The organism is Kitasatospora sp. NPDC057936 (genome assembly GCF_042887525.1).
GTDB lineage: Bacteria > Actinomycetota > Actinomycetes > Streptomycetales > Streptomycetaceae > Kitasatospora.
In genome coordinates, this window is the sequence record NZ_JBHVPD010000009.1 from 92,049 (window position 1) to 108,269 (window position 16,221).

General features: G+C 73.0%; 16 protein-coding genes. 12 read left to right on the top strand and 4 right to left on the bottom strand.

The window, feature by feature from the left end; genetic code table 11:
• The first annotated feature begins 161 nt into the window (after positions 1-161).
• Positions 162-449 (top strand): hypothetical protein, encoded by a 288-nt coding sequence (locus ACFVU9_RS07595; RefSeq protein ID WP_380443701.1) that lies wholly within the window; start codon positions 162-164, stop codon positions 447-449.
• Between the two features lie 30 nt (positions 450-479).
• Positions 480-2,306: a glutamine--fructose-6-phosphate transaminase (isomerizing) gene (gene glmS, locus ACFVU9_RS07600; protein ID WP_380443699.1), complete on the top strand. Its 1,827-nt coding sequence runs from the start codon at positions 480-482 to the stop codon at positions 2,304-2,306.
• Between the two features lie 85 nt (positions 2,307-2,391).
• Here glmS and ACFVU9_RS07605 read toward each other — a convergent pair whose 3' ends face one another.
• On the bottom strand, positions 2,392-3,768 hold the full coding sequence (locus ACFVU9_RS07605; protein ID WP_387591099.1) for an amino acid permease: 1,377 nt from the start codon (positions 3,766-3,768) through the stop codon (positions 2,392-2,394).
• A gap of 213 nt (positions 3,769-3,981) precedes the next feature.
• Between ACFVU9_RS07605 and ACFVU9_RS07610 the strand changes: the two genes are divergently transcribed.
• From ACFVU9_RS07610 to ACFVU9_RS07650, 9 genes are all read left to right on the top strand, one after another.
• Complete coding sequence (locus tag ACFVU9_RS07610) at positions 3,982-4,500, top strand: flavin reductase family protein (protein WP_380503212.1); 519 nt, start codon at positions 3,982-3,984, stop codon at positions 4,498-4,500.
• 47 nt (positions 4,501-4,547) lie between these two features.
• The gene (locus ACFVU9_RS07615; RefSeq protein WP_387590980.1) at positions 4,548-4,973 is read left to right on the top strand and encodes a chorismate mutase; all 426 of its coding nucleotides are present in this window, start codon (positions 4,548-4,550) and stop codon (positions 4,971-4,973) included.
• A 62-nt stretch (positions 4,974-5,035) separates the two neighbouring features.
• On the top strand, positions 5,036-6,517 hold the full coding sequence (locus ACFVU9_RS07620) for an FAD-binding oxidoreductase (protein WP_387590982.1): 1,482 nt from the start codon (positions 5,036-5,038) through the stop codon (positions 6,515-6,517).
• A gap of 29 nt (positions 6,518-6,546) precedes the next feature.
• Positions 6,547-7,734: an acyl-CoA dehydrogenase family protein gene (locus ACFVU9_RS07625; RefSeq protein ID WP_380443691.1), complete on the top strand. Its 1,188-nt coding sequence runs from the start codon at positions 6,547-6,549 to the stop codon at positions 7,732-7,734.
• Between the two features lie 92 nt (positions 7,735-7,826).
• Complete coding sequence (locus tag ACFVU9_RS07630; RefSeq protein ID WP_387590984.1) at positions 7,827-8,858, top strand: methionyl-tRNA formyltransferase; 1,032 nt, start codon at positions 7,827-7,829, stop codon at positions 8,856-8,858.
• Positions 8,859-8,872: 14 nt separating this feature from the next.
• A complete protein-coding gene (locus tag ACFVU9_RS07635) occupies positions 8,873-9,430 on the top strand; it encodes a quercetin 2,3-dioxygenase (protein WP_380443687.1) in 558 nt (185 codons plus the stop codon).
• Positions 9,431-9,433: 3 nt separating this feature from the next.
• Positions 9,434-10,666 carry an MFS transporter gene (locus ACFVU9_RS07640; protein ID WP_387590987.1) on the top strand — a complete coding sequence of 411 codons (1,233 nt, stop codon included), beginning with the start codon at positions 9,434-9,436 and terminating at the stop codon, positions 10,664-10,666.
• Positions 10,659-11,423 (top strand): SDR family NAD(P)-dependent oxidoreductase, encoded by a 765-nt coding sequence (locus ACFVU9_RS07645; RefSeq protein WP_380443683.1) that lies wholly within the window; start codon positions 10,659-10,661, stop codon positions 11,421-11,423. Before ACFVU9_RS07640 ends, ACFVU9_RS07645 begins: the two co-directional genes overlap by 8 nt.
• A gap of 151 nt (positions 11,424-11,574) precedes the next feature.
• Complete coding sequence (locus tag ACFVU9_RS07650; protein ID WP_380443681.1) at positions 11,575-12,717, top strand: acyltransferase family protein; 1,143 nt, start codon at positions 11,575-11,577, stop codon at positions 12,715-12,717.
• A gap of 131 nt (positions 12,718-12,848) precedes the next feature.
• On the opposite strand, the gene ACFVU9_RS07655 is transcribed toward ACFVU9_RS07650, so the two are convergent.
• Positions 12,849-13,547: a WHG domain-containing protein gene (locus ACFVU9_RS07655; protein ID WP_387590991.1), complete on the bottom strand. Its 699-nt coding sequence runs from the start codon at positions 13,545-13,547 to the stop codon at positions 12,849-12,851.
• Between the two features lie 202 nt (positions 13,548-13,749).
• Between ACFVU9_RS07655 and ACFVU9_RS07660 the strand changes: the two genes are divergently transcribed.
• Complete coding sequence (locus tag ACFVU9_RS07660; protein WP_387590993.1) at positions 13,750-15,216, top strand: MFS transporter; 1,467 nt, start codon at positions 13,750-13,752, stop codon at positions 15,214-15,216.
• A gap of 75 nt (positions 15,217-15,291) precedes the next feature.
• On the opposite strand, the gene ACFVU9_RS07665 is transcribed toward ACFVU9_RS07660, so the two are convergent.
• Together ACFVU9_RS07665 and ACFVU9_RS07670 are read right to left on the bottom strand one after the other, a co-directional pair.
• Positions 15,292-15,507 carry an Imm7 family immunity protein gene (locus ACFVU9_RS07665; protein ID WP_387590996.1) on the bottom strand — a complete coding sequence of 72 codons (216 nt, stop codon included), beginning with the start codon at positions 15,505-15,507 and terminating at the stop codon, positions 15,292-15,294.
• A gap of 32 nt (positions 15,508-15,539) precedes the next feature.
• Positions 15,540-16,076: a hypothetical protein gene (locus ACFVU9_RS07670; protein WP_387590998.1), complete on the bottom strand. Its 537-nt coding sequence runs from the start codon at positions 16,074-16,076 to the stop codon at positions 15,540-15,542.
• Positions 16,077-16,221 lie beyond the last annotated feature (145 nt).

The following is a 16,221-nucleotide window of genomic DNA, read 5'->3' on the forward strand; positions in this document are numbered from 1 at the left end:
CGCTACGTGTGGAGAGGGTCACGCTACGTGGCGTCCGGGTGAGCGACAAGGGTGTGTCGAAAAGGTGAAGGGAAGGGTTCCGCATGGTTGCCTGGGCCGAAAGTCGGAATGTCTGCCCGATTCCGGGCAGAAACTTTGGCTTCCGGGTCGTCGTCCGCCTAATGTCTTCCTCCGTGCCGAGCTCACCCCACCCTCATGACGACCTCGTCGCCCACCTCACCCGGACCAGCCCCCTCGGGCCCCGGGAGGCGGCGCGGGTCGTGGCGGAGGTCCTGGCGTACTTCTCCGAGACCACCGAGGAGTACGTCCGCCGCCGCCACGGTGAGCTCCAGGCGCGGGGACTGACCAACGAACGGATCTTCGCCCGGCTCGCCGAGGAGCTCCCGGCCCGCCGCGTCGCGGCACCGGAGCTCTCGGCGCGCCAGCTGCGCCGCATCGTCTACGGCTGAGCCGACACCAACTCCATGGAGGAGCCCGTCATGTGCGGAATCGTGGCCTACATCGGCCCCAAGGACGCGACCCCCTTCCTGCTCGAAGGCCTCGCCCGGCTGGAGTACCGCGGCTACGACTCGGCCGGTGTCGCCGTCGCCGGCCGCACCGGCGGCATCAAGCTCCGCAAGGTCAAGGGCCGGGTCGCCGACCTCGCCGCCGCCGTCCCCGCCCGCTTCAAGGGCACCACCGGCATCGGCCACACCCGCTGGGCCACCCACGGCGTCCCCAGCGACGAGAACGCCCACCCGCACTTCGACAACGCCGAGCGCATCGCCGTCGTCCACAACGGCATCATCGAGAACGCCGACGAGCTGCGCGCCCGGCTCACCGCCGACGGCGCCGTCTTCCGCTCCGAGACCGACACCGAGGTGCTCTCCCACCTCATCGCCGCGCACGCCGCCGAGGGCGTCGAGCTGGAGGAGGCCGTCCGCGCCGCCCTCGGCAAGGTCGTCGGCACCTACGGCATCGCCGTCCTGGACGCCGAGCAGCCCGACCGCATCGTCGTCGCCCGCAACGGCAGCCCGATCGTCCTCGGCATCGGCGAGAAGGAGATGTTCGCCGCCTCCGACGTCTCCGCCCTCGTCCGCTACACCCGCCAGGTCGTGCACCTGGAGGACGGCGAGCTCGCCGTCGTCCGAGCGGACGGCTTCCGCACCTTCACCGAGGACGCCCGCACCACCCACCGCCAGCCGTCCACCGTCGACTGGGAGATCGACTCCTACGACACCGGCGGCTTCGAGCACTTCCTGCTCAAGGAGATCCACGAGCAGCCCGGCTCCGTCGAGCGCACCCTCGGCGGCCGCCTCGACGAGCGCTTCGCCACCGCCCACCTCGGCGGCCTCAACCTCGACGCCCGCGAACTGCGCGAGATCCGCCGGGTCAAGATCCTCGGCTGCGGCTCCGCCTACTACGCCGGCGAGATGGGCGCCCAGCTGATCGAGGAGCTCTCCCGCGTCCCCGCGCACAGCGAGCCCGCCTCCGAGTTCCGCTACCGCAACCCGGTGATCGAGGCCGACACCCTGTACGTGGCCGTCAGCCAGTCCGGCGAGACCTACGACACGCTGGCCGCCGTCCAGGAGATCAAGCGCAAGGGCGGCCGCGTCCTCGGCGTCGTCAACACCGTCGGCAGCGCGATCGCCCGCGAGTGCGACGGCGGCATCTACCTGCACGCGGGGCCGGAGATCTCGGTCGCCTCGACCAAGGCCTTCACCTCGACGGTCGTCGCCTTCGCGCTGCTGGCCCTGCACTTCGGTCGCATCCACGACCTCTCGCCCGCCGACGGCCGGCGCATCGTCTCCGCGCTCAAGGCGCTGCCGGACCAGATCCGCGAGGTGCTCGACCAGAGCGACGCGATCGCCGAACTCGCCGCCGAGTACGCCAAGTCGGCCGGGATGATGTTCATCGGCCGGGTCCGCGGCTACCCGGTGGCGCGCGAGGGCGCGCAGAAGCTCAAGGAGATCTCGTACGTCCACGCCGAGGCCTATCCGGCGAGCGAGCTGAAGCACGGCCCGCTGGCGCTGATCAGCCCCGAGCTGCCGACCGTCGCCCTCGTCCCGGACGACGAGCTCCTCGACAAGAACCTCACCACCCTCGGCGAGATCAAGGCCCGCTCCGGCCGCGTCATCGCGGTCGCCCACCGGCGCCCCGAGGACAAGCTCGCCGACCACTGCATCCTCGTCCCCAAGAGCGAGCCCGAGCTCGACCCGCTGCTCCTCAACATCCCGCTCCAGCTCCTCGCCTACCACGCGGCGGTGGCCCTCGGCCGCGACGTCGACAAGCCGCGCAACCTGGCGAAGAGCGTGACGGTGGAGTAGTCGTCCGGCAGCTCGCGGGCGGGCGGACCCCTGGTCGGGGGTCCGCCCGCCTTTGCTCGTGGGCGACTTGTCACTGGGCGACGCGTTACGGAGTGGCGCGGGTCTCCGCTGTTGCTGTTGCTGTTGCTGTTGCTGTTGCTGTTGCTGTTGCTGCCGGGGCCTGGGACTGGGCGCGGCGGCGGGAGAGGGCCGCGCCGGTGAGGGCCAGGGCGGCTGTGAGGGCTGCGGAGGTCAGGAGTTGGGGGCGGGTCCCGGCCGAGGCCGTCATCAGCAGCATCAGGGCCGCGATCGCGGCGATGACCGCGCGGGTCGTGGCGGGGAAGCCCCGGGTGCGGAGCGGGAGCCGGCCGGCGGCTTCGAGGGAGCGGCGCAGGACCAGGTGCGAGCAGGCGACCGCCAGCCACATGAAGAGCATCGCCGCGCCCATCGCCTTCGCGAGCAGCGGCAGGGCCGTGCCGGGGGAGAGCGCCTCGGGGACGACGGCGGCGAAGCCGACGGCGGAGGCGGCGGCCACCGCGCGGGCCGGTACGCCCCGCCGGGTGCGGCGGGCCAACGCGCCCGGGGCGTCGCCGCGTTCGGCGAGGGAGTGCAGCATGCGCGAGGTGCCGTACAGGTTCGCGTTGAGGGCCGAGAGCAGGGCCACGACGATCACGGCCTGGGTGACGACGCCGGCGTGCGGGATGCCGAGCCGGCCGAGCGCGGCGACGTACGGGCTCTCGTCGGGGCGGGCGTCGCGCCACGGCAGCAGCAGGACCAGGACGGCCACCGAGCCCAGGTAGAACAGGGCGATCCGCCAGATCGCGGAGCGCACCGCGGTGCGGATGCTGCGGCCCGGGTCCCGGGACTCGGCGGCGGCCATGCCGATGACCTCCATGCCGCCGAACGCGAAGACGACGCCGAGCAGCGCCGTGACGATCCCGGACAGGCCGTTGGGGGCGAACCCGCCGTCACCGGTGAGGTGGGAGAGGCCCGGTGAGCCGGCGCCGGGCAGCACGCCGAGGAGGGCGGCGGCGCCGAGGGCGATGAACGCGACGATCGCGAGGACCTTGAGCGAGGCGAACCAGAACTCGGCCTCGCCGAAGGTCCGGACGTCGGTGGTGTTGACGGTGGTGAAGAGCGTCATCGCGGCGAGGGCGAACGCCCAGGAGGGGACGGCCGGCCACCACGCGTGCAGGATCGCCGCAGCCGCCAGGGCCTCGACGGCGATGGCCACGGCGGTCACCCAGGTGTACAGCCAGCCGGTGGTGAAGCCGGCCCACGGTCCCAGCGCGCGACGCGCGTAGACCGAGAAGGAGCCCGACTCCGGTAGTGCGGCGGCGAGTTCGCCGAGCATGCGCATGACCGCGAGCGCTAGCACGGCGGCCAGCAGGTAGGAGACCAGCACGGCCGGACCGGCTGCCGCGAGCCCGGCGCCGGAGCCGACGAACAGCCCGGCGCCGATCACCCCGCCGAGTGCCAGCATCGCCAAGTGGCGTGAACGGAGTGCGGCTTGGGCGTTTCGGGCAGGTGAAGAGGTCACGGTTCTCCCTCGTCGAAGCGGTTCTTCGGGGTGGTCGCGCTTGACCGGCGCTTGACCAACGTGGCGAGATCTATGTTAGAAAAGCTATCAGCGTTCACAAGTCGCGCTAGCGTTTAGGCAGCAACAAGATTCGCACTACCGTGCGAAGGGGGAGTCATGCCTTCACCGTCCATCACCCGTGCCCGCGGACAGTCCGCGGACCTGCGGGACGTCATGCGCCGCTATCCCACTGGGGTCACCGTCCTCAGCAGCGGCCGCGAGGACACCGCCGTCGCCATGACGGTCAATTCCTTCACCTCGATCTCGCTCGACCCGCCGCGCGTCCTGGTCTCGGTCATGCGGACCGCCCGCGCGCACCCCGTGATCACCGCCAGCCGCCGGCTCGGCATCCACCTGCTCGCCGCCCACCAGGGCGACGTGGCCAAGCTGTTCGCCTCCCGGGAGAAGCCCGCCGGGCCCGGTCTGGGCGCCTACCTCGACCGCACTGCCGAGGGGCACGACGTGCTCCCAGGCGCCCTGGCCTCGCTGGCCTGCGAGGTCGAGGACACCTTCCCCGGCGGCGACCACGACCTGTTCCTCGCCCGGGTGCTGCACGCCACCTGTACCGAGGAGCCGCAGGACGCCCTGGTCTTCCACCAGGGGCGCTTCACCTCCGCTTCCGCGGACGGGAGTTGAGCCCGGCCGAGGGCGAGGGCATTCCCGGCACGATCCGTACGATTCGCATGATCCGTACGACCGGCGCGACCCGTACGACCGGCGCGACCCGTAGGACCGGCGCGACCCGTACGACCCGCACGATCCGTACGCTCGCCGTCCGCGGCGGCATCGCCGTGCCCGCCGACACCGTGCCCGCCCTCACCCGCGCCACCGAGGACCTGCTCGCCGGCCTGCTGGCCGCCAACCACCTCGACCGGGCGGACCTGGTGAGCCTCGTGTTCACCATGACCCCGGACCTCACCGCCACCAATCCCGCGCTCGTCCTGCACGAGGCCGGCTGGGACCTGCCCGCCCTCTGCGCGCAGGACGCCGCCTTCGCCGGAGCCCCGCCCCGCACCCTGCGGGTGCTGGCGCACCTGTCCTGGGACCGCCCCGGCCGGCCCGTCGCCGTCTACCTGGGCGGCGCCGCCCCGACCAAGCCCGCGGCCTGAGCCCTTCCCCCTCCTCTCCGTCACCCCTCCGTGCCCGCGCACGCACCTTCCGAGGACCAGCCATGCCCGAAACCGCCTCCCGCACCGCGCTCGAAGCGGTCCTGGACACCGTCGCCGCCGCCATCGGACCCGACCACGTCGTCCGCTCCGCGGACCCGGCCGCGCTCCTGCCGGCCGAGGCCAACGTCTCCGCCTTCGCCGCCCGCGCCCTGAACGCCGTCCTGCGCCCGGGCAGCGCCGAGGAGGTGCGGTCCGTCGTCCGCGCCTTCGACGAGCACGGCGGCGCCCGGGCCGGCCTGCCCGGCCTGCACGCCGTCTCCACCGGCCGCAACTGGGGCCTGGGCTCCAAGGAACCGGCCGTCGGCCCGGTGGTCCGCCTCGAACTCGACCGCCTCGACGCCGTCCGCGACCTCGACGTCGAGGCCGGCTACGCGGTCGTCGAGCCGGGCGTCACCCAGGCCGTCCTCGCCGCCCGGCTCGCCGGCACCGCCCGGATGCTCAACGTCACCGCCTCCTCCGGCCACACCTCGCTGCTCGGCAACCTCGTCGACCGGGGCGTGGGCCTGCGCCGCCAGCGCACCGAGGACCTCCTCGGCCTCGAAGCGGTGCTCCCCGACGGCCGCCTGGTGCGCACCGGCTGGTGGCCCGGCACCTCCGCCGGACGAGCCGTCAACCCGTACGGCCTGGGGCCGAGCACGCTGCACCTGTTCACCCAGTCGCCGCTCGCCGTGATCACCGCCGCTGTCGTCCGGCTGCTGCCGCGCCCCGAGGCGCAGCGCGTGGTCCGGCTCTCCTTCGGCCGGGAGGAGCTGCCCGCGGCCGTGGACCTCATCCGCCGCTGGCGGGCCGGGAACGTGGTGTCGGGCGTCGTGAAGATCTACGACACCGCTTCCACCGCCACCTACGGCGGCGAGGGCGGCCACGGCTACCTCGCCCACGTGTGCGTGGACGCCACCGCCGGCACGCTCGACGCGCTCGCCGGGGCGCTGGTCGAAGAGGCCCGTGCCGCGGGCCTGTTCGGCCGGATCGCGGCGGGGGAGGAGCCGGCCGCGGACGACACCGTGTCCAAGGTCGTCCAGGCCGCGTACTCCGGCTCGGTGGAGTTCAACGAGGACATGCTCGCCTCCGCCACCGGCACCCGCGCCGACCTCGTCGACGCCGAGGGCAAGGGCTGGATCTTCTTCCTGCCGCTGATCCCCTTCACCGGCGCCGACACCGCCCGCGCCCTGGCCCTCCTCGACACCGTGCACGAGGAGACCGGGATCCGCCCCGGCGCCACCGTCAACGCCCTCGACGCCGACGTCATCGACCTCGTCGTCTCCTTCCCGTTCGACCGGGCCACCCAGGCCGAGGCCGCGCACCGCGCGCTCGACCGGGCCTACGCGCTCTTCGCCGCGGCCGGCTGGGCGCCGTACCGGCTGGACTCCGCGCACGGCGGCTGGGGCCGCGAGCACGCCCCGGACGCCGAGAACGCCGCGCTGGTCCTGGACGTCGCGCGCCTCGTCGACCCCAACGGCACGTTCGCGCCCGGCCGTTACCTCTGATCACCGTCAACTCCCGAAGGACCTCCACGATGAGCACCACCGTGACCACCACCGTCGTCCCCGACACCGCCGAGGCGATCCTCGCGCACGCCCGCACCCTCGTCCCGCAGCTGCGCGAGGCCGGCGCCCGCATCGAGCAGAACCGCACCCTGCCCGCCGACATCGTCGACCTGCTGCGCGACGGCGGCGTCTTCCGCGCCGCCATGCCCAAGACCTGGGGCGGCCCCGAGCTCACCTCGATGCAGCAGTGCGAACTGATCGAGATCCTCGCCACCGGCGACGCCTCCACCGCGTGGTGCGCCATGATCGGCATGGACTCCGGCATCTACTCCGGCTACCTCGACGACGACGTGGCCCGCGAGATGTACCCGACCCTCGACCTCGCCAACTCCGGCTGGATCTACCCGCAGGGCCGCGCCGTGCGCGTCGAGGGCGGCTACCGCCTCACCGGCCGCTGGAAGTTCGGCTCCGGCTCGGCCCACTGCGACTGGCTCGGCGCCGGCTGCCTGATCGTCGACGAGGACGGCACCCCCGAGCCCGACCCGGTCAGCGGCGAGCCCACCCACTGGCGGGTGCTGGTCTCCAAGCCGGCGGCCTACACCTTCCACGACACCTGGCACACCACCGGCCTGGCCGGCTCCGGCAGCCAGGACTACTCCTGCGAGGACCTGTTCGTCCCCGAGGAGCGCTCCTTCAGCTTCTCCGACCCGCGCCGCACCGGCCCGCTGCACGCCAGCCCCGACACCATCCTGCGCAAGATGTCCGGCATCCCGCTCGGCATGGCCCGCGCCGCGCTGGACCACGTGCGGGAGCTGGCCGCCCACCGCACCGACCGGGAGACCGGCACCCCGTGGGCGCAGGACCACCGCGTCCAGAGCACCATCGCCCGCCTGGAGGGCGAGCTGCTGGCCGCCCGCTCCGGCGTGTACGCGAGCCTGGAGCGCCAGTGGGACGCGCTGACCGGCGGCGCCGAGCTGACCGACGACGCCAGGGTGGCCACCGCCATCGCCCGCCGGCACGCCTTCCGCACCGCCCGCGACATCGTGCAGACCCTGTTCGACCTGGTCGGCGGCTCCTCCGTCTACAAGCCCTCGCCGCTGGACCGCTGGCTGCGCGACGCCTGGACGATGAACCAGCACGCCGTCGCCCAGGACTCGATCCTCCAGCTCACCGGCAACGTGCTGCTGGGCGGGAAGTCGACGAGCCCGTTCTTCTAGGCCGGCCCGCGCCACCGACCCTTCCAGGCCGGCCCGCGCCACCCCGAACGTCCCTGCCCCGCACAGCCAGACACAGAGAGGTTTCCCGACCCATGGACCGCATCCGCGTCGTCCTGTTCTCGGAAGTCAACTCCAAGCTCGGCTCGCCGTTCCTGAGCATGCTGCACGGCCACCCCCAGGTCGACCTCGTCGCCGTGGTCACCTCCCCGCACGGCAAGCGCTGCTCGTACTTCACCGACGACCCCGAGCAGGTGGACCTGGTCACCCAGGGCGCGGCGCTCGGGGTGCCGGTCCTGCGGCCGCTGTCGGTCAACCGGCCGGAGTTCGTCGAGGAGCTGGAGGGCTACGAGGCCGACTACTTCGTCGTCGCCAACTTCCAGCAGATCCTGCGCGAGCGGCTGCTGTCGGTGCCCCGGGTCACCGCCGTCAACTTCCACCCCTCGCCGCTGCCCGCCTTCGCCGGCCTCGCGCCCTTCTACTGGATGATCCGCGAGGGCGCCACCGAGTCGGCCGTCTCCGCCATCGAGATGGCGCCCGTCCTCGACAGCGGCGACCTGATCATGCAGCACCAGGTGCCGCTGACCGGCCGGGAGACCGCGCTGGACCTGCGCACCGCCCAGGAGCGGGCCAACGTGCTGATGCTGCTGGAGCTCATCCCGCAGCTGGCCGAGCGCGGCTACCGCCCGATCGCCCAGGACCCGGCGCTGCGCTCGTACTTCGGCCGGCCCTCGGACGACGACCTGCGCCTGGACCTGCGCGCCCCGCTCGCCGTCGTCGACCGGCACGTCCGGGCCGGCTACCGCTCGCCGGGCGCCTGGACCGCCGACGAGGCCGGCAGACGGGTGCGCGTCCTGTCCGCCGACCCGGCGCCGGCCGGCGCGCCCGACCGGGCGCCCGTGCCCGGGCTCGTCGTGCACGGCGAGCGGGGGCGGGTGTTCGTCGGCTGCGCCGACGGCTGGCTGGAGGTGCTGACCACCGAGTGCGACGGGCAGGAGGTCGCGCCCGCCCGCACCGGGCAGCTGCCGGACGGCGCCCGACTGGCGCACCCGCTCACCCCCGCGCCCGTCCCTCCCGTCCAGCCCTCCGTACCCGTACAGGCTTCCGTCCCCGTCCCCGCGTCCTGAGGTTCCCGTACGCCATGTCACTCAACGAACAGCTCCGCAGCGACCACCCGCCGGCCCTCGGCAAGGTCCTGCACATCCCCGCCGGCCAGGGCCCCTCGGTCTGGCTCAACGGCGACGTCTACACCGTCAAGGTCGACACCGCGCAGTCCGGCGGGACGATCACGCTGCTGGAGGCCTCCGTGCCGCCCGGCGGCGGGCCGCCGGCCCATGACCACCGCAACGAGGACGAGGCCTTCTACCTCCTCGAAGGCGAGCTGGAGTTCTTCGCGGACGGGCAGACCTACGACGTCCGCGCGGGCGACTTCGTCTTCGTCCCCAAGGGGACCGTCCACCGCTTCCGCAACAAGGGCCTGCACGCCGCCAAGCAGCTGCTGATCTTCACGCCCAGCGGCTTCGAGGAGTTCTTCCTCCAGGCCGGCGTCGACGCCCGGCCGGGCGAGCCGATCCCGGTCTTCGATCCGGCCGACAACCCGCGGGCCAAGGCGATCGCCGAGTCCCTGGGGTCGTTCCAGGCCGCGGGGGCCGTCGTGGTCGGCGGCCCGTCCCACACCGTCGAGACTGTCGAGGTCTGAGCCGTGCCCTTCGCGATCTACGTCCTGGGCCTGGGCATCTTCACCATGGTGACCAGCGAGTTCCTGGTGGCCGGCCTGATGCCGCAGCTGTCCGAGGACCTCGGTGCCGGCATCCCCCAGATCGGCTACCTGGTCTCGGTCTACGCCGCGGCCATGGCCATCGGCGGCCCGCTGCTGACCGCCGGTCTCCTGCGACTGCGCCAGAAGACCGCCCTGATCTGCCTGTACGCCGTCTTCCTCGCCGGGCAGGCGCTCGGCGCCCTCGCCGACGGCTACGCCCTGATGGTCGTCGCCCGCCTCGTCACCGGGGCCGCCTCCGGCGCCTTCTTCGGCGTCGCGCTCGCCATCTGCGTGCGCGTCACCGGTCCCGAGGTGCGCGGCCGGGCCACCTCGATCGTGCTCGGCGGCCTGATGGTCGGCACCGTGCTGGGCCTGCCGCTGTCCCAGCTGGCCGGCGAGCACTACGGCTGGCGGTTCGCCTTCTGGGCGGTCGCCGCCCTGGCCGCGCTGGCCCTCGCCGTCACCCTCGGCGCGGTCCCGGCACTGGCCAAGGAGGAGTCCGACGGGGCCGGCGGCTCCGGCGGTTCCGTCCGCGCCGAGCTGGGGGCCTTCCGCAACGCGCGGCTGTGGGCGGCCTTCGCGACCAGCATGCTGATCATCGGCGCGACCTTCGCCGCGTTCTCGTACTTCGTGCCGATCCTCACCGACGTCACCGGCTTCGCCGCGGGCACCGTCCCGCTGCTGCTGGTCCTCTACGGCGCCGCGACCGTCATCGGCAACGCCGTCGTCGGGCGCCTCGCCGACCGGCACACCCTGACGGTGCTCGGCACGGGCCTGGCCCTGAACACCGTGTTCCTGACGGTCTTCGCGCTCGGCGCCGCCGACGCGGCCGTCGCCCTGGCCGCCATGACCGGCATCGGGCTGGTCGGCGTGACGATGAACCCGGCGATGGTCACCCGCGTCATGCGCACCGCCAACGACCGCCCGCTGGTCAACACCGTCCACACCTCCTTCATCACCCTCGGCGTCGTCGTCGGCTCCTGGGTCGGCGGGATCGGCGTCTCGCACTGGGGGCTGCGCGCCCCGCTGTGGACGGGCGCGGCCATGGCCGTGCTCGGGCTGCTGACGCTGGTGCCCGAACTGCTGCGCCGCACGGCCGGTCCCGGCGCTCCCGCCGTGTCCGCGCCCTCCTCCGCGCCCTCCTCCGAGTCCTCCGAAAGGCCGTCCCATGTCTGACACCGCCACCCAGCCGACCGCCGACGACCGGGTCGCCCTGGTCACCGGAGCCAGCCGCGGCATCGGCGCCGAGATCGCCCGCCGCCTCGCCGGCACGGGCATCAGGGTCGCCCTCACCTACACCCGCGGCGCCGAGGCCGCCGAGGCCGTCGTCGCGGAGATCGAGCGCGCGGGCGGCAAGGCCCTGGCCGTCCGGGCCGACGCCGCCGACCGCGAGGCGCCCGCCGCCGCCGTCGAGGCCACCGTCGCGCACTTCGGACGGATCGACATCCTCGTCAACAACGCCGGCTACATGGACGTCAGCGGCACCGCCCTGACCGATGTGCCGGTCGACGTCATCGACCGCACCCTGGACGTCAACGTCCGCGGCGCGCTGCTCACCGCCCAGGCCGCGGCCCGCCACCTGCCCGAGGGCGGCCGGATCGTCAACATCGGCTCCTGCCTGGGCGAACGGGTGCCGGGCGGCGGCATGACCCCGTACGCGGTCAGCAAGGCCGCGATCCTCGGCCTGACCCGGGGACTGGCCCGGGACCTCGGCCCGCGCGGGATCACCGTCAACCAGATCAGCCCCGGGCCGATCGACACCGACATGAACCCGGCCGACGGCCCCTCGGCCGGCTTCCAGCGGGCCGGCACCGCCCTCGGCCGCTACGGCGCCACCACCGACATCGCCGAGGCGGTGGCCTACCTCGTCTCGCCCGGCGCGGCGTTCGTCACCGGCGCCACCCTGGCCGTGGACGGCGGCACGACCGCCTGACGCGCGTCCCTCCGAAAGGGGCCGGGCCATCGGGGATGGCCCGGCCCCTTTCGCGTCTCCTTCCGTTCAACTCACCTTCACTGCAAGGAAGTTGTATCCGTTCCGCTGCGAGCCGCCCGGCCCGCACCCGCTCCGAAGGATCCGACCGCACGTGTCCCGCACACTCGCAACCGCTCCGGCCCGCACCGCTGCCGGCAGCTCCGTCCTGCCGTCCCGGCTGCCCTCGCTCACCGGGCTGCGCTTCTTCGCCGCCCTCGGCGTGTTCTTCTTCCACACCTCGCTCACCGGCCCGCCCGCGCTGACCCCGTTCGACGGGCGCGCTCGCGAGATCTGGGCCCGGATCTGGTCGACCACCGGCTCGATCGGGGTGTCGTTCTTCTTCCTCCTGTCGGGCTTCGTCCTCACCCACGCCGCCCGGCCGGGGCTGAGAAAGCGGACCTTCTGGCGCCGCCGGGTGGTCAAGCTCTTCCCCAACCACGTCGTCACCTGGGCGCTCGCGATGGTGCTGTTCGCCGCCGCCACCTCGACCTGGCACCAGTGGCTGCCCAACCTCGCGATGGTGCACGCCTGGTTCCCGTACCTGGACGTCTACCTGTCGGTGAACCCGCCGAGCTGGTCGCTGGCCTGCGAGCTGTTCTTCTACCTGTGCTTCCCGTTCCTCCACGCACTGCTGCGCCGCGTCGACCCGGCCCGCCTGTGGGCGCTGGCACTGGTCCTGACCGCCGCGATCGCGCTGGTGCCGGCGGCCGCGTACGCGCTGCTGCCGGGCGGCACCACGCCCAACGGGTTCCCCGTCTCCGCCGAGCAGTTCTGGGCGGTCTACATGTTCCCGCCGGTGCGCACGCTGGAGTTCGCGCTCGGCATCGTCATGGCGCTGATCGTCGCGGCCGGGCGGCTGCCCCGGATCGGCGTACCGGTGGCGTCCGTGCTCGCGCTGGCGGCCTGGGCCGGCTCGATGAACGTGCCGTGGCTGTACTCGCACAGCGCCGTGACCGCGCTGCCGCTGGCCCTGCTGATCGCCGCGATCGCGGTGCGGGACCTCGGCGGCGCCGGCTCGGTGCTGCACCACCCGGCGCTGCTGTGGCTGGGTGAGGTGTCCTTCGCGTTCTACATGGTGCACGGGACGGTGATCACGTACGTGAAGCAACTCATGGGCTTCGAGCGGTCGTTCGCCGTCTGGCAGGGCGCGGCGATCGTCGTGCTGTACCTCGGTGTGAGCCTGGCGCTGGCGTGGCTGCTGTACGCCGTGGTCGAGAAGCCGGCGATGCGGGCCTGGTCGCGCTCGCGGCGGTGACGTCGGGCCGGTCGTCGCGCGTCGCCTTCGTGACGACCGGCCTCCGCTTTTATGTGAAGGATAAACCGTTAGGATTGTTTCCTAAAGATTGCTAGGTTCTTCTCGCGCGAGTGGCGAGAATTCCCAGGTATCTACTCGCTGATGCCGAGCATTTCAACGATGGCGTCCACCTCGCGCCGATACACCTCCGCCGGATCGTTGATCTGCTGCCCGAGGTGGCCGAACACCTCCAGCGCCACCGGCCCGTACATCCGCCCCCAGATCCGCAGGCTCACCCCGAGCGCCTGCGGCGACAGGTGGGGGAACTGCTCGCGGGCCGGGCCGGACAACGACTCGTGGAAGTCCGACCAGTCCGCCCGGTCCTCGCGCAGCGCCGCCGGCGCGTGCTCCCACGCCCCGTCGACCACGTCCAGCACCGTCATGCAGCATCGCCGCGCCGCCGCGGCGACCTCCTCGGGCGGGGTGAACCCGGGCAGGCCGTCCCCGTAGATCAGCCGGAACGCCGCCGGGTTCTTGATCGACCAGGTGCGGAAGGTGTCGCACACCGCGCGCACCCGGCGGGCCGTCTCCTCGTGCGGCAGGGCGGTCAGGGCGGCCTCGTGCGAGTCGGCCAGCTCGTTGTAGGCGTCCGCGGCGAGGGTCGAGATCAGCTGGTCGCGGGTGTCGAAGTAGCCGTAGAGGGCCGCGGCCGTCATGCCCAGCTCGCGGGCGATCCCGCGCAGGGTGATGCCCGCCGGGCCCGCCTCGGCGAGGGCCTTGAGGGCGGCCTCCTTGATCTCGGTGATCGTCTGCTGGCGGAGCCGCGCGCGGCGGGTGGGCTTCGTATCCATGCTGCTGTCCTCCAGGTCGGTGGCAGAACTATACGGCGTTTTGTTTGGAGCGTACTCCTGCTAGAGTAAACACCGTTAAGAAGCTGAGCACCGTTCGGTGCGGGCTTTATTCCGCACGTGTGCTTTCCGTGCCGACCCTGTGCCGACTTTGTTCCCCAGCTGTCCCCACGTCGTCCCCACGTCGTCCCCAACGGGAGTAACCATGCCTGCCACGGCCCCTGCCCGCAGGGCGGGAATCACCCTTTTCCTGCTCGCCTTCGCGCAGTTCATCGTCACCGTCGACTACAACATCGTGTATGTGGCGCTGCCCGACATCGGCCGGGCACTGGGCTTCTCCGCCCAGTCCCTGCAGTGGGTCGTCTCCGCCTACGCCGTCTCCTTCGGAGGCCTGCTGCTCTTCGGCGGCCGCGCGGTGGACCGCATCGGCGCCCGCCGCCTCTTCCTCGCCGGCCTGAGCCTGTACGCCGTCTCCTCCCTGGTCGGCGGCATCGCCACCGGGCAGGGCGTCCTCATCGGCGCCCGCGTCGTGCAGGGCGTCGGCGGCGCCCTGCTCTTCCCCGCCGTCCTCGCCCTCATCGCCACCTCCTTCGACGGCCAGGCGCGCATCAAGGCCTTCGGCGTCTGGGGCATGGCCGGCTCGCTCGGCCTCGCCGCCGGCGCTCTCTTCGGCGGCGTCCTCACCGACCTCGCCTCCTGGCGCTGGGTGTTCTTCATCAACGTGCCGTTCGCGCTGGCCGTCCTCATCCCGGCCCCGAAGGTCCTGCGCCCGGACCCGGCCGTCCAGAGCCGCGGCGGCTTCGACCTGCCCGGCGCCCTGCTCGCCACCGCCGGCATCTCCGCCGTCGTCTTCGGCCTCGTCACCGGCCCCGAGGACGGCTGGCTCAGCCCCACCCCGCTCACCGCCCTGCTCCTCGGCGCCGCCCTGCTCGTCGCCTTCTTCGTCACCGAGGCCCGCACCCGCGACCCGCTCATGCCGCTGCGCCTGCTGAGCAACCGTCCGCTCGTCGTGGCGATGGCCGTGGTGTTCGTCTTCCAGACCGGCCTGTCCGGCGGCTACTACGTCTTCACCACCTACATCCAGCCCGTCCTCGGCTACACCCCGCTCCAGGCCGGCCTCGCCTTCCTGCCGCTCACCCTGGTCTCGATGGTCGGCGCCGGCCAGCTCGCCCCGAAGTTCATGCAGCGCTTCGGCATGCGGGCCACCCTCGCCACCGGCATGGCCGTCAACGGCGCCGGCATCGCCCTGACCGCCGCCGTCATGACCACCGGCGGCTCCTTCCCCGCCCTGCTCCCCGGCTCCGTCCTGTGGGGCCTCGGCGGCGGCCTGGTCTTCGTCTCCGTCTTCGCCTCCGCCGGCTCCGGCGTGGCCCCGGAGGAGCAGGGCGTGGCCGGCGCCATGGCCTCCACCGCCCAGCAGGTCGGCGGCGCGGTCGGCCTCGCGGCCCTGGTGGCGGTCGCCAACTCCACCTTCACCGGCACCTACGCCACCGCCGCCAAGGAGGACGTGGTCGAGGGCCTGCGCACGGCGGGCATCGCCGGCGGCGTCCTGCTGATCCTGGGCGGCCTGCTGGCCCTGGCCCTCAAGAAGCAGCCCCCGGCCGCCGAGGCCGCCGCCGAGACCGCCACCGAGACCGAACTCGACCCGGAGAAGCAGTCGGTGGGCGTCTGACCCCCACCACCCCAAGACTCCGGTCCCGGAGCGGCCTCCCCCGTAGCCGCCCCGGGACCGGACATTTCCTTCGGGCTAACCCGGGAACGGGTCCTCCAGGACGGGGATGCACGGGGACAGCAGCAGCTCCGTATGCGTGCTCAGCCGGCCGCGGACCATGCGGACGACGGTGACCTCGTTCTCGCGGCCCGGCTCCTCGTCGTCCCGGATGTGCAGCAACCCGTAGGAACCCGGGGCCAGTTGGCCGACCTCGCGGAAGAACGCCACGATCGAGTCGTGGTACTCGAACACGCGCCGCAGCCTACCGCCCGGCGCCCTTCGCGCTATCCGGTGTTCGGGCGGGGCGGGAGCTCACGGCCGAGCGGTATCAGGGCCGGGGCGGGGACCCCGTACGTGAACACGCGGTCGGCGTCCCGGGTGTGCTGGACGGCGGTGTCCAGCACACCCGGGAACCGCGTCCGCGTACACGTGCGCTGCTGGACCGCCGCGACCCACTCCGCGGCCATCCCGACCCCCACGTACGCCAGCGCCCGCCCGTCCCGCCACGTCGGATCCAGCGCCCGCCCCTCCTCGTCCGCACACCAGGCGCGCCGCGTCACCACCCCGCCCGCACCGAGGACGAACCCCTCCACGTACACCAACCCGGCCGGCTTCAGCGCGATCCGCCACGCGTTGCGGAAGCAGTCCCCGCCGTCACTGCGCCGCGGCAAACCCGCCGGCCAGCCGCACGGTTCCTGGAGCCGCCCCTGCGCCAGGACCACGGCCTCGGCCGACAGCCCGCCGCCCGCGGCCCGGGCCCGCAGCGCACGGAGGAGGTCCAACTCGTGGGAGGAGATCGGCGTGATCGTGGTGGAGGACACGCGGCCAGTTTTCGCAGCCCCGCCGGGCTTCGCGAGCCCGGCTAGCCCGTCCGGTGCGCGGGGCCGGGCGAGATGTGTTTCCGCGGGACTCGGTGAACGACCCATCGGGACCGCCGGGGCCGGCGTTTCTCTTTCAGCACGGGAG

What these genes read in the sequence shown, in the direction of transcription:
- ACFVU9_RS07630 (WP_387590984.1), top strand. Translation starts at nt 7,827, where the DNA reads ATGGACCGCATCCGCGTCGTCCTGTTCTCGGAAGTCAACTCCAAGCTC.
- ACFVU9_RS07610 (WP_380503212.1), top strand. Translation starts at nt 3,982, where the DNA reads ATGCCTTCACCGTCCATCACCCGTGCCCGCGGACAGTCCGCGGACCTG.
- ACFVU9_RS07635 (WP_380443687.1), top strand. Translation starts at nt 8,873, where the DNA reads ATGTCACTCAACGAACAGCTCCGCAGCGACCACCCGCCGGCCCTCGGC.
- ACFVU9_RS07615 (WP_387590980.1), top strand. Translation starts at nt 4,548, where the DNA reads ATGATCCGTACGACCGGCGCGACCCGTACGACCGGCGCGACCCGTAGG.
- glmS (WP_380443699.1), top strand. Translation starts at nt 480, where the DNA reads ATGTGCGGAATCGTGGCCTACATCGGCCCCAAGGACGCGACCCCCTTC.
- ACFVU9_RS07660 (WP_387590993.1), top strand. Translation starts at nt 13,750, where the DNA reads ATGCCTGCCACGGCCCCTGCCCGCAGGGCGGGAATCACCCTTTTCCTG.
- ACFVU9_RS07595 (WP_380443701.1), top strand. Translation starts at nt 162, where the DNA reads ATGTCTTCCTCCGTGCCGAGCTCACCCCACCCTCATGACGACCTCGTC.
- ACFVU9_RS07605 (WP_387591099.1), bottom strand. Translation starts at nt 3,768, where the DNA reads ATGCTGGCACTCGGCGGGGTGATCGGCGCCGGGCTGTTCGTCGGCTCC.
- ACFVU9_RS07655 (WP_387590991.1), bottom strand. Translation starts at nt 13,547, where the DNA reads ATGGATACGAAGCCCACCCGCCGCGCGCGGCTCCGCCAGCAGACGATC.
- ACFVU9_RS07645 (WP_380443683.1), top strand. Translation starts at nt 10,659, where the DNA reads ATGTCTGACACCGCCACCCAGCCGACCGCCGACGACCGGGTCGCCCTG.
- ACFVU9_RS07620 (WP_387590982.1), top strand. Translation starts at nt 5,036, where the DNA reads ATGCCCGAAACCGCCTCCCGCACCGCGCTCGAAGCGGTCCTGGACACC.
- ACFVU9_RS07625 (WP_380443691.1), top strand. Translation starts at nt 6,547, where the DNA reads ATGAGCACCACCGTGACCACCACCGTCGTCCCCGACACCGCCGAGGCG.